Here is a 25,181-nt window from a genome sequence, read left to right as displayed (position 1 = left end):
ACAGGTTATACTCATTAACTTTGTGACTTAATATTTTAACAATGACAGTAGTACCATACAAGAATAAAGAAGAAGGCAAGAAGCAGCAGGTTGCTGATATGTTCAATAGTATTAGCACGAAATATGATTTTTTAAATCATTTTTTAAGTTTGGGGATAGATATTCTTTGGAGAAAAAAGGCGGTAAATCAACTTAAAGCATACAAGCCGGAAGTGATACTTGATATTGCTACAGGAACAGGTGATTTTGCAATAGAAGCTGCAAATGGACTTCCTGCGAAAGAAATTATTGGTGTTGACATATCAGAGGGCATGCTGTCTGTTGGAAGAGATAAGTTAAAAGAAAAGAAACTTGACAAACTCATTACAATGGAACTGGGGGATAGTGAAAACCTTCGATTCGAAGACAATAAATTTGATGCTGTTATCGTTGCATTTGGAGTGAGAAACTTTGAAAACCTGGAAGCTGGATTAAGTGAGATGTACAGAGTTTTGAAACCTGGAGGTAGACTTTCTATCATTGAATTTTCACAACCGGAGAAATTCCCGTTTAAACAGTCATATAATTTTTATTTTAAATATATATTGCCAGTAATCGGAAAAGTTGTTTCAAAAGACAATGCAGCATATACATATTTGCCAGAATCTGTTGAAGTTTTTCCATATGGTAAAAAATTTGTTAATATATTAACGAAGTTAAACTATAAAGAAGCTAAATGTCAACCCTTAACCTTCGGAGTAAGTTCAATATATACAGCTACAAAATAGTATTATTTTTTATACTTTTTTCTGCAATTGGTGGAAGCAGTGCTAAGGCACAAAATAGATCTGACATAAACCTGCCTAATTATGATGATCGCTGGTTACATTATGGTTTCCAGTTAGGTATTCACTCTTCCATGTATAAACTAAAGTACAGTGATGCATTTAACTCTCCAGATCTGGCAAATCTTCAGGCTATTTACACCAAACCAAGTGTCGGCTTCTCTGTAGGTTTTATCGCAAATTTTCGCATAAGTGAATTTTGGAATTTCAGAGTTCAGCCAAAGATCGGCTTCTATGATTTCAGATTAGAATATATTTATAATGATCCAGACCAACCAGTATTAGAGGAGCTTGTTGAATCGACTTTTATTGAGATACCTTTGCTATTTAAGGTTAAGTCTTCCAGAATGAAGAACACCAGGGTTTACCTTGTTGGTGGGGTGACTCCGATGTTTGAAGCTAATGGAAAGAAGAAAAGAGAGAATGATGACAGGTTACATACAGACAGCTTCAATCTGGCAGTTGAATTTGGGCTTGGACTTGATAAGTATAATGAGTTTTATAAGTTTTCTCCTGAAATTAGATATTCACTTGGCGTAACCAATCTTTTAGGAAATGTAAATAATGAATTCAGTGAGGGAATTAAATATATAAATACTCATACTATAACATTATATTTCTTATTTGAAGGTGGAAAGTAAAACTATATTTATAACCGGCGCAACTTCAGGCATTGGTCTGGCAACTGCTAAGTTAATTGCTAGGAGGGGTTGGAGAATAATTGCTTGTGGAAGAAGACAGGAACGCTTAATTAGCCTCTCTGAAGAACTTAAAGGTATTACCAAAGTATTTACACTCAATTTTGATGTTAGGGATAATAGTGCCGTTGAAAAGGCTATTGCCTCTTTACCACATGAATGGTCGAATATTGATGTATTATTGAATAATGCCGGAAATGCTCATGGTCTGGATACTGTCGATGAGGCGAGTATTGACGACTGGGATGCTATGATCGATATAAATGTTAAAGGTTTACTTTATGTTAGCCGGGCTATAATTCCTGGGATGGTATCAAGAAAGAGTGGTCATATTTTAAATATTGGATCACTCGCAGGAAAAGAGACTTATAGTAAAGGAAGTGTTTACTGTGGTACAAAGCATGCTGTTGACGCAATTTCAGCTGGAATGAGAAAAGATCTTCTACAACATGGTATAAAGGTTAGTCAGGTGTGTCCGGGGCTTGTAGATACTGAATTTAGTAATGTCAGGTTTAAGGGAGATACAGAAAAGGCAGAGAATGTTTATAAAGGTATGGAGCCTCTTCACGCTGATGATATAGCCGAAATTATTGAATTTGTAATTACAAGGCCTAAACATGTAAATATAGCCGATTCATTAATTCTTCCATTAGATCAAGCATCTTCTACAGAAGTAAAAAGAGATTAGATTGTAATCGAGATAAAACTAAAAAAGGGTAAGACTTGTCTTACCCTTTTTTAATATCCTTATATAATATTAATTATCTCTTGAATCCTAGCACGGCCCCACCACAATTATTATTTGAATTGTTAAATGTAAAAGTGATGTAATAGATTCCAGTTGCATTACATGGATAAGCAATAGTACTATAAAGCTTACCATTTGCATTGTTTGTACTTACTAATTGTCTGTTTGAGTCATATAGAGAAACAACAATTCCATCAGCATCATTAGTGCCAGTACACATGTTAATCATATATTGAGTTCCTTTTGCAAAGACATATGAGTATTCAATCTTTTTCTTACTTCCTCCTTCTCCGTCAATTTTGTAACTTTTTACAAAGTTGAATCCTTGCTTAAGTTTAGGGATGCATGCTTCTGCGTAAGAACCAGCTTCACATTGTGCAAAAGTTTCACTAGGATTAAGGACGAAAAGAAGGCCGAAAAATAAAGCTAGGTGAAGTATCCTTTTCATACATTTAAAGGGTTAGTTAGCTAATAATGTTTTTTCTTATTTCTGAAGTTATTTCAATAATTTTTTCAAGTTGCTCATCAGACATAATTATCTCTGATGTTGTTTCCTGAACAATGGTTAAAACACCGTCAACTTCTTTAAACGTTGATTCACCATAAGTATATTTTATTTCAATGTCTGCATATACATCAGCCAATTTTCTCATTTCAGTTTCAAGCTTTGCGATGTCCGGATCATCATTATAAAATGAAAGTAACAGCATGATGTTTTCCAGAATGATCTTTTGCTCTCCGATTTTTTCTCTAAGTGCATCACTTTCAGGCTTTTCTTTATATACCTGTTCAGCAATGTGAAGAGCTTCAAGCCATCCACCAGTCAACAATAAGATACTTAGATTGGCTCTTCTTTGCTCTTGAAGGTAGCTATTGATATCATTAAAGTTTTTTGTAGTTATCAATAACAATGAATCAAGGTTATTTGAATTTGTAGCCAGCCTTTTTATCGTATTAAAGTCAAAAAATTGTCCGATGTTTAGTTCATCAGCCAGTTCTTTAATAGATGAAAGATAGACAATACCATCCTGGTTCTGCTCATATATATTGGTGTATCCAAGATCCGTGCCATAAATTCCAAGGTTTAATGCTTTTTCAAAATTAGTGTTATAATTTGAAGCATTATCAGAAGAATTTAGTGTTGATTTATTGTACTGGTGACCTGACTCCTTAAGAAGTACAGATATTTCCAGCGGCGAAGGTATTTGCTGAATAATCGCATTGAGTGTTTCCTGAGAAATTTCAGGTTTAGTTGAATCACCTTCGTTAATGTCTTCAAGTAGGTCGCCTTCCTGAGCTGATTCTTTGCCATCTCCACATGATGCAATTATAAACACAGCCAGGAACAGAACTAAAAATTTCCGTGTAAATGAGATTTCGTTTAGTTTCATTTTCCTAATATAAAAAATGGAGTTCAAATATAAAACTTTACTGTAGTACCTCTTGCAAATTTTAAAAGATTAGAGATACTATGTAATATTTATTCTTTATTTATCTGAATCTTTTCCCAGAGAAATATTCCCTAGTTTGTCAACAAATTTTTTCAATAGTTCAAAATACAAGAATATATATAATATTAATGTCATGAACCATATCACAAGAATATTGAATGTAAAGGTATTGAATTTAATGCCTAAAAACTGCTTTTGTGGAGCATAAAAATGAGCTCTGTAATCAAGTATATTTTTAGGATAAGTTTCAGTATTATAAATAGGGTTTATTTGCTGAAGTAAGCCCCCTTTGTATTCTAAAATTCTATCTTCGGTTGATATATTTCTTACCAGATCACTCAGGCTTTCATTGAAATAATCATTTTTTAATTCAGCAATATATTTACTACCAAACTCTTCCTCAGCCTGATGAGCAATAGTAGCAAGTTTTTTATTCATGAAATTAAAAATTTCATAATATCCATCTTCAACCTGACCTAAATATGTCTTTAATTCGGCAGCTTTGCTTTTATTGAATTCAGTGTAGCCATCTTCTATTAACTCAGGTTTCGAAGCGTTTTTAAATTGCTCGATACTACCTGCATGAACAGAGTAACCGGCCTGTAACTTATTCAATTCACCTATTAATAGTTTATAATCTTTTTGTGCTAATGCCAATGTTGAATCATTTCCTTTTTCAACATTCTTAACAATTTCATCAATTTTTTCTTCAATCTTTGGAATATGATAAGCAGTAGCATAATCTGCTTTCATTTGAAGCTGTTCATAAGGATAAATTTCGCTTTCATAACGGTTATCCTTGAATTGTTTTACTGCCATGGCTTCAAATGCCCATCTTGAAGCCATCATATCCGCTACTATTGGTACTTCACCTTTACTGCTAATAGTCGAATTAAGTTTGTCAAATGGGAATAAAAGTCCACTCAAAATCATCTGAGGAATTAGCAATATTGGAATTAAAATATATACGGTTACTGCTGAGTTAAACGCAGAACTGATATTTAATCCAAGTATATTGGCAAAGCAGCTTAAGCTAAATAATGCAGCCCAGTAGGGTAGAGTCATCCCTTTGATTTCGAGAATCAAATTACCTATCAGAACAAATAATAAAGTTTGAATTGCTGATAGCAGGAATAAGTTAATAACTTTTGAAGTCAGGTATGAATTCCAGCTTAAATTCAGGAATGCTTCCCTTTTTAATATCTTTCTATCCTTGATAATTTCTTCAGCACTTACTGATAACCCCATAAACAAGGCCACGACAATGGCCATCATCATAAAGGCAGGGATATTCTCGTTAAATCTGAAAAAGTAACTTCCTGCATCCGGGGAATTCTTGTATCTAATAATGAATGCCAGGATAACAGCAAGAAGCGGTGCTTCAAGGAAGTTGATCGTCAGGTACTGTTTGTTACTAATTTTTGAAAGGAAGTCTCTTTTAACAAATACACTTAACTGTTTAAGTTTCGATGGTATGTTAAGAGACTTTGGAGGTTCTTCTTTAACCGGATCAACCTTTTTAAGGGAGAACTTCTCCTTAAAAAGGTTGTACCAGTCTTTAGGATTCATTTTTCTTTTGTTGGTAAACTCTCCGTATTCATCGACAACCTTGGCTTCGATGATATTAAAAATCTGTTCCGGATTTACATTACCACAAGATGCACACTGGCCTCTTTCACTATCAACCTGGTTGGTTGCACTTTTAAAATAAGTAACAGCTCCTACCGGGTTTCCATAATATACAGGGTATCCGCCTGTATCCAGAATGTACATTTTATCAAACATCTTATAGATGTCTGATGAAGGTTGGTGAATTACTACAAATATCAGCTTACCTTTTAAAGATAGTTCTTTGAGCAGGTCGATAACATTTTCAGAATCTCTTGATGATAAACCTGAAGTAGGTTCATCGACAAACATTACTGATGGTTCCCTGATCAGTTCGAGAGCTATATTTAGCCTTTTTCTTTGACCTCCGGAAATAGTTTTATCTAGTACAGAACCAACTCTTAAATCTTTTCTTTGCTCAAGTCCCAGACTTTGAAGGACATCCATTACTCGTTTGTCTATCTCTTCATCATTGAGATCGGCAAAACAGAGCTTAGCATTATAGAAAAGGTTTTCGTAAACAGTTAGTTCCTCAATCAATAAATCATCCTGTGCAACATATCCAATTACACCATGAATGCTATCCTTGTCTTCAAAGATATCAAGTTCATTAATGGTGATTTTTCCTGAAGTAGGTTTATTGATTCCAGCCAGAACATTCAGTAGTGTTGTTTTTCCGGCTCCACTGGCACCCATTATTCCGATTAGTTTTCCTGGACCTTCAGAGATGTTTATATCTCTTAAGCCAATCCCACCATTCGGAAAATTGTATTGTACATCTGTTACATTAAAGCTTAATTTAACATCTTCAGCGTCGGATCTGAAATTTCTAATTAATTCAGAATAATACAACGCTGCTCCTGTTGGAGTTTTGATTGTTGAACCATGCCCAAAAAGATATACTCTACCGGGCTTCATAATAAAGCCGTTTAAGACTACCTCGTCACTTCCGATGTATTTTACAAAGTAAAGATCAACACTTGAAACGACCAGGAATATTATTTCTCCATTGATATCTGTTTCAAGGTGCTTATAAGGAACGTCTTCAGAAGGAGACTGATTACTTAAACAAAGGATATTTTCAAACTTGATATTAGAACACTGCTCTTCAGAAACAAAGCTTCTGATGAGTTCATATTCTTCATTTGAAAATTTAAATACCTCCGAAACCGTATTAATGATTTCCATACGTTGCGGAGTAAATTTTTTATCCGATGCAACAAGTTCGAATAGCTTAATCAGAACTACTACCTTTTGTTTTTGAGTCAGTGTCTTATTGATCTTTTTACAGATCGCCAGAGTTTTAACTGAGTCTCTAACTGAAGTTAGCTTACGTTCCTTCTTAGGCTTATCATCGTCAGTATCATCATCAGATTTTCTTCTTCGTTCCTTTTTTTCGTCCTTACTAAATTGATCGTATAGATCGAGGTATTCTTTAATTGAATCCTGATCAAGTTCCTGTTTGAAATAATCAATTACAAATTTGCGCTCATTATCAGTTACTCCACCATCCTGTTTTGTAATAATTGCAAACAGTTGAGTTAAGGCTTTTAATATTTCTTCACTCATAAATCCTGATCAAAAAATGCTAACTAAAAGAAAAAAGTACCTATTTATTAATAAGTTTTGAATTCGAAAGGAATCTCAACAAGTTCTGAGAATTCTTCGCCAGCTTCTTCCATATCCTCGTCATCTTCATGAAAATACCACTGAATAGTAGTGTTTTCAATGTCTTCTAAAGATGAAAGAATGTCAAGAATTAATTTTGAAGATGCTGTATTGAAATATTCAAGTTTGAAAACAAAATCTGTTTTATCATTTGGGCTCTCAGCATAAGATTCGATCCATTCAAGAATCGGATTAAAGAACTCAGCAGAGTCTTCAGGTAATGATCTTCCTGAGATCTCGAAAATTCCATTTGATTTATCAAGGATAATCTTTGGAGTATCTTCTGTACCTTCCAGGTTTATAATTTCCATTTTTTTGTAATCGTTAATTTGTTAAACTCTTGAAATTAAAGTTTGCAGTGAGAAAAATGAATGTTCATCATCGATCTTTATAAAATCAAAGTTAAGAGGTTTTCCTGATTTTCTTGCCATATCAACAAAACCTAATCCGGCACCACCTTTTTCAGAAAGTGAACCGCTCTTGATAGTATCCTTATAAAGTTGTTTTAATCCATCTTTATCAAGTGAATTGATCTTCTCAAGTTTTACCTTGATTTCATCCACATCTGAAATCTTACAAGCATTACCTGATGTAATCAAATATTCATTGTTGCTTTTGCCAAGCATGAAAATGGCATTTTGTCTACCGGAGCCATCCCTTTCAGTGTTCTCACTGTGCTTTACAATGTTTTGGAGTGCTTCAACCATTACATTGAATACTTTCCTTTTGATGCTGGAGTCCTCACCAATCGCGTCCATGTTTCTTTCAGCCATGGATAATACCGACTTAGTTATTTCCTGAGTGAATTCTCCCTCATAAACAAGGATCAAATGGTGATCCAACATTGTTTTATGCAGGTCATATACATATTTCATTGGAACAGATTTAATAAAAATTATGTTTAAAAAATTATTTTATTATATAATCAAAAATTCAATTCATCTTTGAAAAATCCAAGATAACTATTTTATCTTGAAATGTTTGAGTGTTGATTAAAACTTCATTCCGATCATTAGAACGTCATCAGTCTGCTTTTCATCACTCATCCAGTTTTCCCATTCGTGCTTAAATATACCGTAAACATCTTTCATTGGCTTATTATGGTTGTCCATAATTAGCTGTCGTGTACGTTTTGGACCAAATTTGCGGTTTTGTGGACCTCCAAACTGATCTGGGAACCCGTCTGAACAGATATATGCCGAATCACCCGGGTTAAATTTGATTACAGTATTGGTGAATTCTGTCTGATTTTTGAATAATCCACCACCTATCGGGAATTTATTACCTTTTACTTCAACCAATTCACCATTCTGAACCATATACAATGGTCGGTGTGCACCAGCATACTCTAATGTACTATCCTTAAGATTGATTTTACATAGTGCTATGTCCATACCATCCTTGGTCTTCGAATCATCACTGTCCTGACGTAAGGTAGTTGTTACTCCTTCATCTAGTAAATCAAGGATCTTTCCTGGTTCTGTGATTTTTCTTGATCTAACAATATCATTTAGTAAGAAGTAACCAATTAATGATAATAGTGCTCCAGGTACTCCGTGACCGGTACAGTCAACTGCAGCAATGAATATATCATCACCTTGCTGTAAGTACCAAGGGAAGTCACCACTTACTACATCTTTAGGACGATAGAAAATAAATGATTCCGGCAGGGTTTTATTAATAACCTTATTGTTAGGTAGAATAGCTCCCTGGATTCGTTTAGCATAATTAATCGAATCGTTAATCTTTTTGTTCTTGTTTTGAATCTCTAGTTCAATTGCCTTTCGGGCAGTGATATCGTGAGAAACTACAAGTACAGACTCAATTAGATCAGCCTCATTATATTCTGGAATAGCATTAACCTGCATGACAAGATTACCATTGTCTGTCGGGAAGTCTATCTCATTAGTGATTTTTTCTTTATGTTCTTTAACCTGATTCAGAACTTCCATCCAGTAATCTGTAATTCCTGAATTCAGATCTAATTCTTCAACATGTTTGTGAAGGTATATATCAGGTTTCTGACCAGTAAACGCCTCAATTGTCGGGTTGATGTAACTAACTTCACCATCAGACTCAATCCTGGTAATAAGATCCGGCGAGTTTTCAGATAGAGCCTGCATTTTACTTCGCATTCTTTGCTCTTGCTCAGCCAGTCGTTTTTCAGTGATATCCCTTGAGTTTACAATGATTCCCTGGATAGCCTTATCATTTAATAAGTTGTTTCCAGTAGACTCAATCCAGATTAGATTTCCATCAGCAGTCTGATATTCGTATTGAATGGTGATCTGCTCATCAGGATTCTCAAGAAGCTTATTAAACATTTCGTTAACGCTCTCTTTGTATGATGCCTCAACGAATTTAATATCCTTGATTCCAATCATCTCTTCAGTCTTGTGACCCAGGATCTTTTCAACTGAAGGAGAAATATATCTGATAGTTTGATCTTCTTCGTAAATAGTAATAACCTCAGATGCATTTTCAAGAAGTAGCTGCATACGCTTCTGCGTTCTGTTTACCTCTTCAATTTGCTCTTCAAGCTGGTTGTTGGTTCTTCTCAATTCTTCCTGAGTAGCTTCCATTTCTTCGGCATTTTGCCTTAAAACTTCCTGCTTCTCCTGAAGCTCATTACTCATTGCCTGAGATTCTTGTAAAAGCTTTCTCGTTCTGTCATTTACCTGGATATTGAATATTGTCTGGGCAATGATTGTAGATAATTCTTCAACAAATTTGACATGAGTAGGGGAGAATTTTTTGAAACCCGCAATTTCAATTACCCCATAAACTATTTCATTAGCAATTAATGGAACAATCAATAAAGAGGTAGGTCTTTGCTCACCTAATAAACCACTAGTCAGAGTCACATAATCATAAGGAATTTCTGTTCTGAAAATAGTGTCTCTTTCAGCCCATGCTTGTCCTACCAGACCTTCAGCAAACTTGAATTTTGCTCTAAGTTGCTTTTGTTTGTTGTAGGCATAAACAGCTCTTGCTTCTGCATAGTCATCAGAGTCTTTTTCATTTTGAACGACATAAAAAGCTCCCTGAATTGCCTCTGTTTTCTTTGTGATATACTTAATTAGTTCATATCCAAGAGTATCAAGGTCGTTATGAGCACGAAGAATTTCACCAATTTCAGCTACACCAATTACGATCCAGTTCCTTTCCTGATCTCTTTTTTCAGCTTGCTGAATACTATCTCGCATGTTGATTAATGAAGTACCGATAGTATCTTCATTAGACAATGGCTGGAATTCAGCATCATAATGACCTTCTCCAATTTGCTTGGCAAAGTTTGCAGTACGTTTTAGTCCTGATACAAGGTTTCTTGTAGCACTGGCTATTTGCCCTATTTCGTCTTTCCCTCTAATTCCAATTTTATTTGGTAGAATACCTTTGGAAAGGTTTTTAACTATATTTTGTAACTCTTTTAACGGCTTAGTTAGCGTTCTTGTGATTAATAAGCTTATGATGATTGTGAATATCAAAGCTCCAATACCACCTAAGATTAATTTTCTAAGAAGCTCATTTGAAGATGAGTAAATTTCATCCTGATCAATCTTGGTAACAATACCCAGGTTAGTTCCTTGAATAGGCCTCCATACTGAAAGAACTTCTTTATTAGCGTAGTCAATATCTTGCATGCTACCAAGAGTATCTGTAACCATCACTCTTCGTACAGCGTTTTGACTTGCAGTTTGCTCTTCAATACTAACACTTCTTTTTATAAGCTCACTACCCTCTGTTCTTGAAGGGCTAACATAGATTGCTCTATCTAATACTCTTGAAACAAGAAGGTTTTCACCTGTTTTTCCAAGGTAAGAAGTGTCTTCTAAAATTGGGTAAAGAGTATTTAATGAATGTCCGGTAACAATATAACCAACATTTGAACTGTTAAACTTAACAGGAGCTGCAGCATATATTGCAAATCCGGATTCGTTTTCCTGAAGATTTCCAATAGCTGAAGTTTCAGTCGCTTTTTGAAGGATAGATTCAGCAATTGTCTCAATATTTACGTCGGTAATACCATCAGTTGAAGCTAGAATATTACCTGTAATATCAGTAATGTATAAGTTGCTTTGTGTTGATGAATAGATCTTTCTATTCAAAACAGGAGCAATTAGACTGTCAACGCTATCCGGGTTAATGTAGCTGTAATCATTGTAAAGAGATAGAGCTTCTTGAAGATCTTGAGTTCCCGCTATTGCTTCAACTGTATTCTTATACATATTGAAACGGTTGGAAATATCTTTATCGATTGCTCTGTTAACTACAGACAACTGGTTTAAATATTCCGACTCTAATTTGTCTTTGTTCAGATTGTATGCTACTGTTATTGAAATAGCAACACCAATCAAAACAATTAGGGCAGTTAAAGTCGTTATTTTTCCCCCGATATTGATGTTTTTAAACATAGGTGAAAAAATTAAAATTATTAATCATTAGTATTTTCTGACTTATTATCTTCCTTTTTGGCTTTAGCTTCATTTTTAAGCTTTTTAGCCATATAGGTCAAGCATTCTGAGATATACTCCTTTTGAGCATCCGAGAAATTTTTGAATGAAGCAATTTCAACTACTCCATATACAGTAGAGTTTTCTACTATTGGTGCTACAAGCAAGGAGTTAGGAGTTGATTTACCCAATCCTGAGACAATGTTTATATACCCATCAGGGATATCATTAATCTCAAGTAATCTTTTTTCCTTACCCACAGTTCCAACAATTCCTTCTCCGATATCAAAAGAGATTTTTCTTCCTTCACCAAAGCTAAGTGCATATCCAGCAATTAGATTAAGTTTAGTTTTGTCATCTTCTCTTACCTTTGAATAAATTGCGGCCTGACCTGCTTCAATGAAATTACTTATTTTAGTAATCGCTTTTTCAAGGATTTTTTCAGTATCTCCTTCAGAATTTATTATTTGAGCAACTTCTTTTAAGTTAGAATCTTCTATTTCATCATCATTTACAATTCTTTGATCAGCATCATCTTCTTCAGATTGTGATTTGGAAGAATCTTTAAGGTTGCTAGAATTTTCATCTCCTTTTCCTGCTTTGTTATCAGAAATAAATAAGAATACAATGCATATCAATGCAATGCTATAAACTCCCATTACTGTATAAAAAAGTTCATTGAATACATTCTGACCAGATTGGATGTTGTTTAAATTCAATGAAGGGATATTCTGAATTAAAGCTCCTTTGAAGCCTTGCATCAGATATGCCAACAACAAACCACCAACTAAAAAAATTATAAATAGCAGGCCAGCAATTTTCTTCAGGCTATTTTTCATTTAACTTATATTTTATATCTAAAAATTCAGCTGTATAAATTATTTATACTGACTGTCAAGTTGTTTCAAAAAATTCACGATCTCATCAATATTCAATGAATGATCGATTTCAGTTAATTTCATTGCAGCAGTTGGCATGGTGTCGATCATACACGTTGCGGGATCCTGAATAATGGTCATTCCGCCTCTGTCTTTGATCTTTTTCATTCCCATGGCTCCATCTTTATTTGCGCCAGATAAAAGAATGCCAATTAGTTTGTCTTTATAAACATATGCTGCTGTTTCAAGCGTTATGTCAATGGCAGGTCTGGAATTGTTTTCTAACCTGTCTGTAGACAAAGCAAAGGTATTACCTAGTTCAACATGCAAATGATAATTAGCAGGTGCCAAATACACTCTGCCTTTTTTTATGCTTTCTTTATCAAACGGCTCATGTACCGGTTTGACACTTTTAATGCTCAAGGCTTCAACAAAGCCATTTCTTACATGCTTGAGTCTATGCAAGCACATGATAATTGGTAATGTGAAATTTTCCGGAATACTAGATAAAATCTTTACGACTCCCTGAAAACTTCCAGCAGACCCACCGATAACTACGGCCTTATATTTATCACTTAAATCGTATTTTTTCATATTAATAGATTCAAGGTCTGCTTTCTATTCTTTAATCTTTTTATAAATTTTTTCTTCGTTATTAACTACGATAAACTTATTGGCGATCTCACACCATATCAATGACTCCTTATTACCAATAGCCAGATAACCGTATTTAAACATGGACTCATGAATTTTCTTTAATACCTCATTTTGAAGGTTCTGATTAAAGTAAATCATTACATTTCTGCATAGCACAAGATCAAACTTGTTAAATACAGGTCCATTAACAAGATCATGTTCCCTCCAGCTTACATTTCTTACAAGGTCTGGGTTCATCTGAACATCGTCACCTCTAATGGTGTAATAGTCTTTAATCGAATGAGTTCCCTGAAATCTGATATAGTTCTTCTCATTCAACTCCATGTTTTTCAGTTTAAACCTACCTGCACGTGCTCTTTCAAGAATACCTTTGTCAAGATCTGTTGCTATGATTTTGGATTTATCAAGAATGCCCATCTCATTTAAAAGAATACACATTGAGTAGACCTCTTCTCCAGATGAACATCCTGCATGCCAGATGTTTATACTTGAATGATTCAAAAGCAAATTAGGTACTATGTCTTCTCTTAATATTCTCCAAAAAGAAGGGTCTCTAAACATTTCTGTTACGTTGACTGTGATTTCTTGTACGAATGTCTCAAAAAAAGCACGATCAGTCTGGATCTTTGATATCAATGCATCAACAGATGCAAAATTGAAAAGATCCAAAACTCTTCCAATCCTTCTCTTAAATGAAGACATTGCGTAATTCGTGAAATCGTAGTTATATGTTGATTTTACGACTTCAGTCAGCCTTCTTAAATTTGCTATTTCAATTTCTTGCATTCCGATCACTTAACAGACTTTGGGTGTTAATAACTAAAAAATCAAAAAGGTAACACCTCTAGCTTGGGTTATTTAAAAAGTTACCGAAAACTAGGAATAATTTTGGAATTAACCGTTTTGATGTAAGTTATTTTTTGAAAATGACGGCTACGATAAATCCAATCCAGCCTAATATTAGGAAAAGTCCTCCGATAGGTGTGATCATGGCCAGAGTTTTTAACCCTAATAAGGAATAAATATATAAGCTTCCGGAAAAGACTATCATCCCTGCTAATGTAGATATGAAACTAAACTGGGTATATCTTTTTGGTATCCGGCGAGATAATATCCCTAAGGCAATTAGAAGAAATGTATGATAGAAGTGATATTCTGAAGCTGTTTGAAATGTATCTAAAGTGTTGTTTGCAACCAAAATTGGCTCAAGTTTATGTGCTCCAAAGGCACCAACTATAACGGCAGCCATTCCTGAAAAACCAGCGATTGTCAGAATAGTTTTTTGCATCTTAGTAATTTCTTTCTCCAAATATTTTACTTCCAACTCTAACCATTGTAGATCCTTCTTCTATGGCAATTGCAAAATCATCACTCATTCCCATTGATAAGGTTTTCATAGAGATGTTTTGTGAAGCACCAATGGCTTTTATTCGGCCGAAAATTTCTTTAAGATTTTTAAATTCTTTTCTTACCTGATCCTGGTCGTCAGTAAATGTGGCCATTCCCATTAAACCGACAATTTTAATATTGTCAAATTCAGAGAATTCATTATTGCTGATGATTTCTATAATTTCATTTTCATCAAAACCAAATTTGGACTCTTCTTCTGCAATATGGACCTGAAGAAGACACTCAATTATTCGGTCGTTTTTTTTTGCTTCTTTATTAATTTCTTTAGCTAGTCTTTTGCTATCGACAGAATGAATTAATGAAACAAAAGGAACTATATACTTAACCTTATTTCGCTGAAGATGGCCAATCATATGCCACTGTATGTCTTTGGGTAGTTCTTCTTGCTTACTGGTTAATTCCTGAACTTTATTTTCTCCAAATACCCTTTGGCCGGCATTATACAGTTCAAGTATATCCTGATTTGGTTTAGTTTTACTAACTGCCACAAGAGTAACATCCTCAGCAATTTGTTCTTTTACCTTATTGTAGTTATTTATTAGTTCAGACATAAACTTAGTCAACTAGAATATTTGAAAAGATTGTTAATTTGGTCAATAACCAACCCAGGAATAAAGCTAAGGCCCAATACAGATAAACGAAATAATAATCAAAAGTATTTTTATACCTGTTTTCGTATATTTTAGCTTTTTCTAATTGATCAATAGTATTAAATACCTCTTGTAAGCCTTTGTTGTTTTCAACTCTGAAGAATTTTCCGTTTCCAATTTCTGCAATCATTCTCAGGGTAGTCTCATCAATACTATTTTCAACATAGTAAGGCTGTCCGAAATTATCGGTACCATACCTAACTCTACCTTCACGACCAATAGCTATTGAATACATTTTTATTCCATAGCCAGCTGCAAATTCAGCTGCAGTTTTAGGGTCTATATTTCCAGCGGTATTGTCTCCATCACTTAACAAAATGAATACCTTTGATTTCGCTTCAGACTCCTTCATGCGGTTAATTCCCATTCCCAGGGCTAGGCCTATTGCTGTTCCGCTTTTTCTTATTTTGCTAAATGTGATGTCTTCAATTTCAGATCTGAGCAGGTCATAATCTGTAGTCATTGGAGCAAGAGTAAATGCTTCACCAGCAAAAATCACCACACCAATTCTGTCCTGATTTCTACCATCAATAAAGTCAAGAGCAGTCTTTTTTGCGGCTTCAAGTCTGTTTGGCTTTAAATCCTGGATTTTCATTGATTCTGAAATATCCAGTAGTAGCATTATGTCAATACCTTCTGACCATTGTTCTATTTTTTCATTTGTTTTTTGAGGTCTTGCCAGTGCAATTACCATACATATAAATGAAAGAGATAATAGTATTGTTGGTATAAAACGCAAATAAGAAGTAAAGTCAGTACCAACATCTTTCTTTGGCAATGCAACTTCCAAGGTTTGAATTTTTTTTCTTAAAAATGGAATTACAGCCAGAATAATAGGAATGAGCAGGAGCAAATAGAAAACCCACTCGTTTTTCCAATCGAAGTATTCTCCCGTTCCAATTAAAGGGAATTTATCCGGGTTAAACCAATCTAGCGAATACCACGGAATATTTGACAGGTTATCACTTTCTTGCATGGCTTAGGCGCTGTAGTTTTTGTTCTAAAATATTATCTGAAAGACTGAGAAGCTTATCATAAGCTACCATCAGGTCTGAGTTGTCATTTTTATTGCTGTAAATATATCTGTCAATTGACCTGAGTTCAGTTTCAATTTGAGAAGTATCAGAAAATTTAATTATTTCATCAGTAGTTAAGGCCGGAACAGGAATATCAGTAGGGACTTCAAGTAGTCTTTTCCATAAAGCCAGTTTTTTAGAAGCATCATGCCTGTTGTTGACCTCTTGTTTTTCAAAGGAGTTTCTGATTCTATTATATTTTCTCTTTAACCTCCATTTTTTCAAGGCAATTTTTAAAGGTCTTGCTAATACAATTATTAATATGATAATAACAACAATTACAAAAATTACAACAAGCGTTAGTATCGGATAGTTAATTAGCTTTTCAAGAGGCTGGAAGGCTGTGTTTTCTTTTACTTGTAAAGTATCCGAAACGACAGGAATATACTCTACAAAATACAACGTGTCAGTATTTGTATTTAGTTCACCACTATCACTTTCTGTGTAATATTTGATAGGTAACGATAATGTTTGAATTTTTTCAATACTAAAGCTTGTCAATTCATAAACAACACTATCATAACTGAAAATAGAATCGGAATATGTAGGAGCAAATTTTCTACCAGTCAATAAAAAATCTCCAAAGTTGAAGGTTGTATCCGGTAGAAGAACATCAATTTCTTTTGGGTATTGAACGTTTAAAACATACTCCAATGGCATACCTGCCTTAACGCTATCAGAGCGAAAGTATGCCTCATAAGTGATATCCTGAGCTAGAATTGAGCTTGTTGTCAGGAAAAAGAATAAGAAGTACCTTAAAAAATTAACCACGCTTAAATGTCTGATTTCTGATTTTAAATAATTGAATAAGTTTTGGTACGTAATTTTCTTTTGTATCTATATGTACATAATTTATCTGGTGCTTGTTCGAAAAGTCCTGAAGTTCGTCAGAATGTCTTTCAAACCTTTTTGCAATATGGGTTCTGAAAAATGAAGAAGACGAATTAATCCACTTTGTTTTTCCAGTTTCTTTATCATGAACAGGGACTATTCCTAGTTTAGGCATCTTTCTTTCCCTTCGATCAGATACATGAACTGCTATTACATCATGTTTTCTGGCAAGGCCTTTAAGTGTGTGCTGGTAATCTTCATCAATAAAATCTGAAATAAGGAATACAACACTTTTCTTTTTTAAATGATTAAGGGTGTACTTGAAGGCGCCATCTAAATCAGTCTGCTGTGATTTAGGCTGAAGTGAAAAAAGACTTTTTATCAACTGATAAATATGATTCTGGCCTCTTAATGGCTTAAGAAAAAGTTCTTTCCTATCAGAAAAAGCAATTAATCCCACCTTACTGGCTTCTCTTGACGCAGCCATTGCCAAAACACCAGTTATTTCCTTACATATTTCAAGTTTCGTCTGATTTCTTGAACCGATGTCTTGTGAACCACTGACATCAACAATGAAATATACTACCTGTTCTTTATCTTCAATAAACGTTTTTACAAACGTTCCATGCCCCTTTGCACTTACCCTCCAGTCGATAGTTCTGACATCATCACCATATTGATATTGTCTGACGTCATCATATTCCAGACCGGAACCTTTAAATACAGATTTGAAATCACCCTGAAGCTGAGTGTTTATCGCTTTTCTTATCTGTATTTCATATTTACGGAGCTTTTTTATTAGTTCCCGCATGATATATTAATTTTCCGGATCAATGACAAAGTCACGAATCTATTCATTTAAATGTATAATTGGCGTTAAAGTTACTATTTTATTGATTTGGGTAACGTTAAAAAATGTAAAATGAATTTTCATTTATGGGGATATACAATATAAAAAATCGAAATTTGAACTATATGAAAGTTAGTTATATTCTTATGACCTTGTCGGTTTTAGCTTTTATTTCTTGTTCAGAAAAGGAAAATAAAAAGCCTGATAATTTAATCGATAGGGAAAAAATGATCTCAATTCAAAAGGAACTTTATCTTTTGGATAGTGAAGTTAATTATGTTACTGGTTCGGTAGATTCTCAACGAGTTGTATTTGAAATTTATCAGGATTCTATTTTTGAGAAATTTGAAGTGGATTCAATGACATATTTTACTTCATATCAATGGTATTTGGAGAACCCTGATGAATTAAAAGAGGTAACTAATGCTGTAATAGATAGTTTAACTCTTGAAGAACAAAAATTAGAGTAGATATTAATGCTATATCCTAAAAATTTAGAGGAAAAATTTGGTTTTCAGCATGTTAGAGCTGTGTTGCTGGAAGGGTGTAAAACCAAGACTGGAAAGGAATTTGTTGATAAGATCAGATTTTCGCACGATAGGGGTGAAATCTCAAGGATGCTTACTCAAACAAATGAGTTTAAAAGGCTTTTGGAAGAAGGTGTAGTTATAGACCTGGCAGATGGCATCGAAATATTTCCATTCATAAACAAAATTAAGCTTTCTGGTTCCTGGCTGGAAGCATCTGAATTATTATATCTGGTACAATATTTATCTAAGTCTTTATCTCTCATTACGTTTTTTGAATCTCAAGAAGATGAGTATCCTTCATTAAAGCGTTTAGGAGAAAATATTTCAATTCCATCTCACTTATTTAGAGAGGTTGAAAGATCAATAGACGAAAAGGGAGCGGTTAGAAACACAGCTAGCAAAGAACTTAATCTCATTCGGAAAGATTTGATTGATGCTGAAGTTAAAGCTCGAAAGGTTCTTAATCGGGTGATGTCGGAAGCTGATAAAAGTGGATTTATTCCTGAAGGGATGACACTAACTGTTCGGGGTGGTAGAATGGTGATACCCGTTCATGCAGAATATAAACGTGTATTGAAAGGTTTTGTACATGATGAGTCGTCAACGGGGCAAACAGTTTTTATGGAACCAACGGAGGTTCTGGAAATAAACAATGACATCAGAGATCTTCAATTAAGGGAAAGAAGGGAAGTAATAAGGATATTAACTGCTTTAACAGATCAGTTTAATCCTTTTTTTGAAGATTTGACTAGTGTGATCAGGTATATCGGACTTCTGGATTTTATTCGTTCTAAAGCTAGATTGGCAGTTTCACTAGATTGTGTTTATCCAAGCATCAATAAAGATGGGAAACTGGAAATTATTGATGGATATAACCCTGTATTATTGATAACTCACAAAGGATCTGAAAAACCGGTAAGACCTTTAACGGTAAGTCTGGAAAGGGAAAACAGAATATTAATTATCAGTGGTCCTAATGCAGGTGGTAAATCAGTGGCTTTGAAGACTATGGGGTTGATTCAATATATGCTACAATGTGGTATGTTGGTGCCTGTAGGAGAAGGAAGTACATTTCCTTTATTCAGAGAGATTTTTGCTGATATAGGTGATGAGCAATCTATAGAAAATGATTTGAGTACATATAGTTCTCATCTTAAAAACATGTCCCATTTCATTAAATTTTGTGGTAAAAGGACATTGTTTTTAATTGATGAATTTGGTACCGGAACCGAACCGAAATTTGGAGGGACTATAGCTGAAGCTATTCTTGAAGAACTTCTTAAATCTCTTTCTTATGGTGTTATAACAACACACTATGGTAATTTGAAGGCGAAGGCAGAGTCTACAGATGGATTGGTAAACGGAAGTATGCTATTTGATCAGCAAAAGTTAGAGCCACTGTATATGCTCGAACAAGGTAAGCCTGGTAGTTCATTTGCTTTTGAAATAGCATCCAAAACCGGAATACCTGAATCTGTAATTGAAAAGGCAAAGTCCTTTTTAGGAGAAGAAACAGTTAATATGGAAGAACTTCTTCATCAATTAGAGAAGGAAAGACTTTCATATTCACAGCTTGTAATTGAGAATAAACAGCTAAAACAACAGTTGTCTAGTCAAATTCAAAGCTTTAGGGATAAGGAAAGTAATCTTGATGTTAATAGGAATAAATATATTTCTGAAGCAAAGGAAGAGGCCAAACGCTTAATAAAACAAGCAAATAAAGATATAGAAAATACGATCAGGCGTATTAAGGAAGCTAATGCTGAAAAAGAAGCAACAAAAGAAGCTCGTAAAAAACTTTCAGAAACGGAGAGTAAGCTAAAACTTTCTGAAAAGGAAAATTTAGTTTCTCAGGAAGAGGAAACAATTAATGTTGAGGAAGGACCAATAGAAATTGGTGATTCAGTCAGAATTAAGGGACAAGAAGCTATTGGAGAGGTCTTAGAGATGAAAGGAAAAGATGTTACTGTTGCGATAGGTCAGCTTCAAAGTACTATCAAACTTAACAGACTTGAGAAGATCTCAAAGCGGTCAGCAAGAAAACAGGATCGTGATCAGAAATATAAAGGAGGTATTTATTCTTCCTTGAATTTAAATAAAAAGCTGGCAGAGTTTAATTCAGAGCTTGATATCAGGGGAAAGCGTGTAGAAGAGGCTTTTAGTGTTATCGAAGCCTTTATGGATGATGCTCATATGTTAGGCATGAAGGAAGTAAGGATATTACATGGAAAAGGCAATGGTGTATTAAAAGAATTTGTCCGAAATCAACTAGGTAATTTATCTTTTGTTAAATCCTTTAGAGATGAACACGCAGATCGAGGAGGAGCAGGTATTACAATAGTAAAGCTTAGTTAAGCAATTACGGTATAAAAAAAAACAGCCACTCAAGAGTGGCTGTTTTTTTATGTTCTTTTATTAAGTTCTTATCTAGTGAATTCGAAAACGAAATTTCCTGAAATACCTTGTACTTTAGCTCCAGATGGAGGATCAGCAATAGTAAAAGCTGCTGTAAGAGTTGATTCAGTAACATTAGAAAGACTAATTTCTACACCACCAGCAGTTTGAGCATTTCTTATTAATGTATTGATATCAGGAGTTCCGTTGTTACTAACATAATCCCAGTTTCCTGATACAGGCCATGTGGTATATAGTTCAGTAGGAGTAGAACTTGTGTATGTTGCTACATAAGTTTTGTTACTATTAAAAGTAACAGTCATGCCAGCATAGCTACTTGTAACAACTTCACTACTGTTTCTTGTAGCTGTCTGAAGAGTCCAAGCACCATTTGATAATAGTTCAGTTCTTACCTGATCAGCAGGTTTCTCATTATCATCGTTCTTTTTACATCCAGTTAAGGATAATGAAAGCGCTAAAAATAGTCCTAATAAAATGGTTAGATTCTTTCTCATAAAATGCAAAAATTAAAAAGTTTCTTTAAATATAGTATCAATTTTTTTGATTCCAATAGAGGTCAATTCATAAAATTATTTATAATCTATCATATTTAAAACAAAATCTGCTAATTCATATTCAAATTTTTGATTTGAAGAAATGATAATTAATCTTTTCGAATGAATTTCCTGCATTTGTTTTTTATACCAAGTTATCCCGGTTTCATCCAGGTTAGTACATGGTTCATCTAGTAATACAACTGGCACATCACTAAAAAAAGCAAGTCCGAGTTTCAGTCGTTGCTTCATTCCTGATGAAAAATGCTTTATAAATTTATTTTGAGCTCCGTCAAGAAGCATTTTTTTCGGAAGATCTTCCATTTTAATGCCTTTAACTAAAGGTTTAAATGAAAAATGAAAATCCAGTGCTTCATTTAATGTGAATTCTTCTATTAGATCGAAATATGGAGCAACGTAGATTAGGTATTTATAAATTTCTTCATCAGAAATAGCTTTACCTTGCTGATCAAAATACTTTATATCTCCTTTGGTAGCTAGGAGTGCTCCGGAAATAGACTTTATAAGAGTGCTTTTACCTGATCCATTATTCCCTGTAATAGCATAAGATCTACCGTGCTCGAATTTGTAGTTCAGATCACGGTAGATCCATTGTCTAATATATTTTTTACTTAAATTTTCGCAGGAAATACTAGGCTTAAGCATAAATTAAATACCATACCCTTTCATGATTCCTCGATCAGAACCTGAAATGAAGTTAATGATATAATCTCTTTCTTTACTAGCAGGAATTTCAAGCCTGATTTGATCTATAGATCTTGAACGATTTAACCCTTTTTGGTAGATGATTCGATAAATCTCTTGAATCTGATTTATCTTTTCGTTATCAAAACCTCTTCTTCTCAAGCCCACAGAATTAACACCACAATAACTGATTGGTTCTCTACCTGCAGTAACATATGGAGGAATATCTTTTCTTACCAAAGACCCACCTGATACCATTACATGTGCTCCAATTTTTGCAAACTGATGTACAGCACTAGCTCCACCAATTATAGCAAAATCATCTATTTCAACATGGCCGGCAACTTGCACAGCATTGGCAATGATGCAATTGTCTCCAACCAGGCAGTCATGAGCTAAATGAACATAGGCCATTAAAAGACAGTTAGATCCTACTCTGGTTTCTTCTCTGTCTACAGTACCTCTGTTAATTGTTACACATTCTCTGATAACCGTATTGTCTCCAACAACCGCTTTTGTTTTTTCACCTTTAAATTTTAAGTCTTGAGGAACAGCTCCAATAACTGCACCAGGAAAGATCTTACAATTTTGACCGATTCTTGAACCGGACATGATGGTTACATTAGGACCAATCCAGGTATTGTCTCCGATCTCCACATCATCTTCGATTGTTACGAAAGGGGAGATGGTAACATTTGTACCAATCTTAGCATTAGGGTGAATGTAGGCTAGGTTATTGCTCATGAATCTTTTCTTACAATGCTTGCAGTCATGGTTGCCTCACATACCAGGTTATTGCCTACATAGGCTTTCCCAGACATTTTGGCAATTCCTCTTCTTATCTGACCGATTAATTTACATTCGATAATAATAGTATCTCCTGGTAGAACCATTTTTCTAAACTTACAGCTTTCTACTCCAAGGAAGTAAGTCCAGTAATTTTCCGGATCTGGTACAGTATTAAGTACCAAAATACCTCCAACCTGAGCCATAGCCTCTATTTGTAAAACACCCGGGAAAACCGGATTGTTTGGAAAATGTCCCTGAAAAAAAGGTTCATTAATAGTTACATTTTTAATACCGGCAACACTTGTTTCATCCAGATGATATATCTTATCAACTAACAAGAACGGAAATCTGTGAGGTAAAGTATTTGAAATCTGATTAATATCTAGAACCGGAGGTAACTTCGGATTGTATTTTGGGATATTATTGTTCGTTGTAGATTCCATCAAACGCTTAAGCTTCTTAGCAAAAGCAACATTTGATGCGTGACCAGGACGCGCTGCAAGAATTTGTGCTTTGATTGGTTTACCAACAAGAGCAAGGTCACCCACAACATCTAATAATTTATGACGAGCAGGCTCATTCTTATATCTAAGGTCAACATTGTTTAGAATACCTTCTTCTTTTACTGCAACCTTATCTTTATTAAATAATCCTGCTAGATGATCAAGTTCATTATCAGAAACAACCTTGTCCACAATTACAATTGCGTTAGAAAGGTCACCACCTCTGATAAGATTTTGACTATGAAGCATTTCAAGTTCATGAAGGAAACAGAAAGTTCTGCATGATGCAATTTCATCTGCAAACTGACTGATGTCATTTAATGACGCATGCTGGCTTCCTAATACCGGAGAATTATAGTCTACCATTACGGTAACTCTGTAGTCATCCAAAGGAAGAGCGGCCATTTCAACATTTTTCTCATGATCACGATAGAAAATGCCTTCAGGAATTTCGAAGAAGTCTCTTAATGCACTTTGCTCTTCAAGTTCTGCTTCGCGAAGAACTTCAATGAAGGGCTGTGCAGATCCGTCCATAATTGGAATTTCCGGTCCGTCAAGTTTGATAAGTATATTGTCAACCTGTTCACCAACCAGTGCAGAAAGTACGTGTTCAATTGTATGAACTCTTGCGCCATCTTTTTCAAGTGTTGTACCTCTTGAAACGTCAACCACAAGGTCACAATCTGCTTCAATAATTGTCTGGCCTTCAACATCAGTTCTCTGGAACTTGATGCCATGATCAGGCGGTGCCGGACAAAAAGTCATCGTAGTCATTGCTCCGGTATGAAGACCGACACCTTTTACTGTTGTTTCTTTCTTTATTGTATGCTGTCTCGTATACATGTGCTCCCTAAAATTCTAACGAGGGCGTAAAGTTAATCTTTTTTTTCAAGTTTCGTAATTCTGGCAACTAATTCGGGTAACTTCTTGAAATATATAAATGATTGCCTGAAATTTCGAATATCAATAGCCGGACTTCCTAATACTGTAGAACCAGCTTCCTTGATCGATTTTGTTACGCCTGCTTGTGCTGCAATAGTGGTTTTATCTGCAATTTTCAAGTGTCCGACAATTCCTGCCTGACCTGCAATTACACAGTTTTCGCCAACTTTCGTTGAACCACTTATACCTGATTGAGATGCTGCAACTGTGTTTTTCCCAATCACCACATTATGAGCTACTTGAATCAAGTTGTCTAATTTAACTCCTTTTTTAATTACTGTAGCGTCAAATGTAGCTCTATCTATAACCGTATTGGCTCCGATATCAACATTATCTTCAATAATTACAGTGCCAAGTTGAGGGATGGTTTTGTATGTCCCGTCTTCTTGAGGCGCAAACCCAAAGCCATCGCTTCCAATAACAGCTCCTGCCTGGATAGTGCAGTTTTGACCTATTTTGCATCTAGGATAAATTTTTACACCACTGTAAAGAATAGTATTATCACCAATTTCAACATCATCACCAACAAATGCATTTGGATAAATTTTTACATTGTTACCAATTTTGCACCTTTCACCGATATAACTAAAAGCACCACGATAAATATTGTTACCTACAATAGCCGAGTCACATTGGTAAGAAGGAGATTCTACACCCATTTTAACCGGGTTAATCATCTTCTGAATTTGTTCTAATAGAGTAGTGAAACGAGTGTAGGGGTCATCAACAAAAATTAGGGTTGTGCCAACTTCTTTTTTAGGTTGGAAGTCGTTTTTGACAATTACAGCTGAAGATTCTGTTTCGTAAATGTATGGTTCATATTTAGGATTTGACAAAAACGAAATACTTCCTTTCGTTCCTTCTTCAATTCCTTTGATCGTAAATACTTTTTCTTCACCATTGCCGTCTACTCGACCTTCAAGTAATTCTGCGACCTGATTTATAGTGAATTCCATTAATT

General features: G+C 34.6%; 24 protein-coding genes. 5 read left to right on the top strand and 19 right to left on the bottom strand.

The features are described from left to right. The first annotated feature begins 41 nt into the window (after positions 1-41). Genes ubiE through HH304_RS09425 form a run of 3 tightly spaced genes read left to right on the top strand, consistent with a single transcriptional unit; the run spans position 42 to position 2,210 of the window. Complete coding sequence (gene ubiE / locus HH304_RS09435) at positions 42-767, top strand: bifunctional demethylmenaquinone methyltransferase/2-methoxy-6-polyprenyl-1,4-benzoquinol methylase UbiE (RefSeq protein ID WP_169680729.1); 726 nt, start codon at positions 42-44, stop codon at positions 765-767. Beyond that, on the top strand, positions 716-1,465 hold the full coding sequence (gene porT, locus HH304_RS09430) for a type IX secretion/gliding motility protein PorT/SprT (RefSeq protein ID WP_169680727.1): 750 nt from the start codon (positions 716-718) through the stop codon (positions 1,463-1,465). The genes ubiE and porT overlap by 52 nt, the downstream gene beginning before the upstream one ends. Then, complete coding sequence (locus HH304_RS09425) at positions 1,455-2,210, top strand: SDR family NAD(P)-dependent oxidoreductase (protein WP_169680725.1); 756 nt, start codon at positions 1,455-1,457, stop codon at positions 2,208-2,210. The genes porT and HH304_RS09425 overlap by 11 nt, the downstream gene beginning before the upstream one ends. A gap of 73 nt (positions 2,211-2,283) precedes the next feature. On the opposite strand, the gene HH304_RS09420 is transcribed toward HH304_RS09425, so the two are convergent. From HH304_RS09420 to HH304_RS09355, 14 genes are all read right to left on the bottom strand, one after another. Continuing rightward, a complete protein-coding gene (locus HH304_RS09420; protein WP_169680723.1) occupies positions 2,284-2,718 on the bottom strand; it encodes a hypothetical protein in 435 nt (144 codons plus the stop codon). A gap of 16 nt (positions 2,719-2,734) precedes the next feature. Further along, complete coding sequence (locus tag HH304_RS09415) at positions 2,735-3,661, bottom strand: hypothetical protein (RefSeq protein WP_271711572.1); 927 nt, start codon at positions 3,659-3,661, stop codon at positions 2,735-2,737. A gap of 96 nt (positions 3,662-3,757) precedes the next feature. Continuing rightward, the gene (locus tag HH304_RS09410) at positions 3,758-6,898 is read right to left on the bottom strand and encodes an ATP-binding cassette domain-containing protein (protein WP_169680720.1); all 3,141 of its coding nucleotides are present in this window, start codon (positions 6,896-6,898) and stop codon (positions 3,758-3,760) included. A 47-nt stretch (positions 6,899-6,945) separates the two neighbouring features. After that, positions 6,946-7,308 carry a DUF1987 domain-containing protein gene (locus tag HH304_RS09405; RefSeq protein WP_169680718.1) on the bottom strand — a complete coding sequence of 121 codons (363 nt, stop codon included), beginning with the start codon at positions 7,306-7,308 and terminating at the stop codon, positions 6,946-6,948. Between the two features lie 21 nt (positions 7,309-7,329). Next, positions 7,330-7,872, bottom strand: coding sequence for a SiaB family protein kinase (locus tag HH304_RS09400; protein WP_169680716.1), 543 nt, complete (start codon positions 7,870-7,872; stop codon positions 7,330-7,332). A gap of 117 nt (positions 7,873-7,989) precedes the next feature. After that, positions 7,990-11,412, bottom strand: coding sequence for a PAS domain S-box protein (locus HH304_RS09395; protein WP_169680713.1), 3,423 nt, complete (start codon positions 11,410-11,412; stop codon positions 7,990-7,992). A 20-nt stretch (positions 11,413-11,432) separates the two neighbouring features. Continuing rightward, complete coding sequence (locus HH304_RS09390) at positions 11,433-12,290, bottom strand: GAF domain-containing protein (RefSeq protein ID WP_169680711.1); 858 nt, start codon at positions 12,288-12,290, stop codon at positions 11,433-11,435. A gap of 39 nt (positions 12,291-12,329) precedes the next feature. Next, positions 12,330-12,923 carry a chemotaxis protein CheB gene (locus tag HH304_RS09385; RefSeq protein WP_169680709.1) on the bottom strand — a complete coding sequence of 198 codons (594 nt, stop codon included), beginning with the start codon at positions 12,921-12,923 and terminating at the stop codon, positions 12,330-12,332. A gap of 24 nt (positions 12,924-12,947) precedes the next feature. Beyond that, positions 12,948-13,772: a CheR family methyltransferase gene (locus HH304_RS09380; RefSeq protein WP_169680707.1), complete on the bottom strand. Its 825-nt coding sequence runs from the start codon at positions 13,770-13,772 to the stop codon at positions 12,948-12,950. Between the two features lie 127 nt (positions 13,773-13,899). Then, complete coding sequence (locus tag HH304_RS09375; RefSeq protein ID WP_169680705.1) at positions 13,900-14,274, bottom strand: DUF423 domain-containing protein; 375 nt, start codon at positions 14,272-14,274, stop codon at positions 13,900-13,902. A 1-nt stretch (position 14,275) separates the two neighbouring features. Continuing rightward, positions 14,276-14,947 (bottom strand): YggS family pyridoxal phosphate-dependent enzyme, encoded by a 672-nt coding sequence (locus HH304_RS09370; protein ID WP_169680703.1) that lies wholly within the window; start codon positions 14,945-14,947, stop codon positions 14,276-14,278. Positions 14,948-14,951: 4 nt separating this feature from the next. Beyond that, positions 14,952-16,022 carry a vWA domain-containing protein gene (locus HH304_RS09365; RefSeq protein WP_169680701.1) on the bottom strand — a complete coding sequence of 357 codons (1,071 nt, stop codon included), beginning with the start codon at positions 16,020-16,022 and terminating at the stop codon, positions 14,952-14,954. Continuing rightward, a complete protein-coding gene (locus HH304_RS09360) occupies positions 16,009-16,893 on the bottom strand; it encodes a hypothetical protein (RefSeq protein WP_169680699.1) in 885 nt (294 codons plus the stop codon). The genes HH304_RS09365 and HH304_RS09360 overlap by 14 nt, the downstream gene beginning before the upstream one ends. Further along, positions 16,886-17,764, bottom strand: coding sequence for a DUF58 domain-containing protein (locus HH304_RS09355; RefSeq protein WP_169680697.1), 879 nt, complete (start codon positions 17,762-17,764; stop codon positions 16,886-16,888). Before HH304_RS09355 ends, HH304_RS09360 begins: the two co-directional genes overlap by 8 nt. A gap of 164 nt (positions 17,765-17,928) precedes the next feature. Between HH304_RS09355 and HH304_RS09350 the strand changes: the two genes are divergently transcribed. Together HH304_RS09350 and HH304_RS09345 are read left to right on the top strand one after the other, a co-directional pair. Continuing rightward, positions 17,929-18,273 (top strand): DUF4296 domain-containing protein, encoded by a 345-nt coding sequence (locus HH304_RS09350; protein ID WP_169680695.1) that lies wholly within the window; start codon positions 17,929-17,931, stop codon positions 18,271-18,273. A 6-nt stretch (positions 18,274-18,279) separates the two neighbouring features. Further along, positions 18,280-20,688, top strand: a complete 2,409-nt coding sequence (locus tag HH304_RS09345) for an endonuclease MutS2 (protein WP_169680693.1) — start codon at positions 18,280-18,282, stop codon at positions 20,686-20,688. Between the two features lie 68 nt (positions 20,689-20,756). Here HH304_RS09345 and HH304_RS09340 read toward each other — a convergent pair whose 3' ends face one another. The 5 genes from HH304_RS09340 to lpxD all read right to left on the bottom strand — a co-directional run bounded on the left by HH304_RS09340 (position 20,757) and on the right by lpxD (position 25,176). Continuing rightward, complete coding sequence (locus HH304_RS09340) at positions 20,757-21,242, bottom strand: hypothetical protein (protein WP_169680691.1); 486 nt, start codon at positions 21,240-21,242, stop codon at positions 20,757-20,759. 75 nt (positions 21,243-21,317) lie between these two features. Then, positions 21,318-21,947 (bottom strand): ABC transporter ATP-binding protein, encoded by a 630-nt coding sequence (locus HH304_RS09335; protein ID WP_271711571.1) that lies wholly within the window; start codon positions 21,945-21,947, stop codon positions 21,318-21,320. 3 nt (positions 21,948-21,950) lie between these two features. Beyond that, on the bottom strand, positions 21,951-22,730 hold the full coding sequence (lpxA, locus tag HH304_RS09330) for an acyl-ACP--UDP-N-acetylglucosamine O-acyltransferase (RefSeq protein WP_169680689.1): 780 nt from the start codon (positions 22,728-22,730) through the stop codon (positions 21,951-21,953). Continuing rightward, positions 22,727-24,121, bottom strand: coding sequence for a bifunctional UDP-3-O-[3-hydroxymyristoyl] N-acetylglucosamine deacetylase/3-hydroxyacyl-ACP dehydratase (locus tag HH304_RS09325; RefSeq protein WP_169680687.1), 1,395 nt, complete (start codon positions 24,119-24,121; stop codon positions 22,727-22,729). The genes lpxA and HH304_RS09325 overlap by 4 nt, the downstream gene beginning before the upstream one ends. Positions 24,122-24,153: 32 nt before the next feature. Further along, complete coding sequence (gene lpxD / locus HH304_RS09320; RefSeq protein WP_169680685.1) at positions 24,154-25,176, bottom strand: UDP-3-O-(3-hydroxymyristoyl)glucosamine N-acyltransferase; 1,023 nt, start codon at positions 25,174-25,176, stop codon at positions 24,154-24,156. Between the last annotated feature and the right edge of the window lie 5 nt (positions 25,177-25,181).

This window comes from Marinigracilibium pacificum (assembly GCF_012926615.1).
GTDB classification, from domain to species: domain Bacteria; phylum Bacteroidota; class Bacteroidia; order Cytophagales; family Cyclobacteriaceae; genus Mangrovivirga; species Mangrovivirga pacifica.
This window is presented reverse-complemented; position numbering and strand designations above follow the sequence as displayed.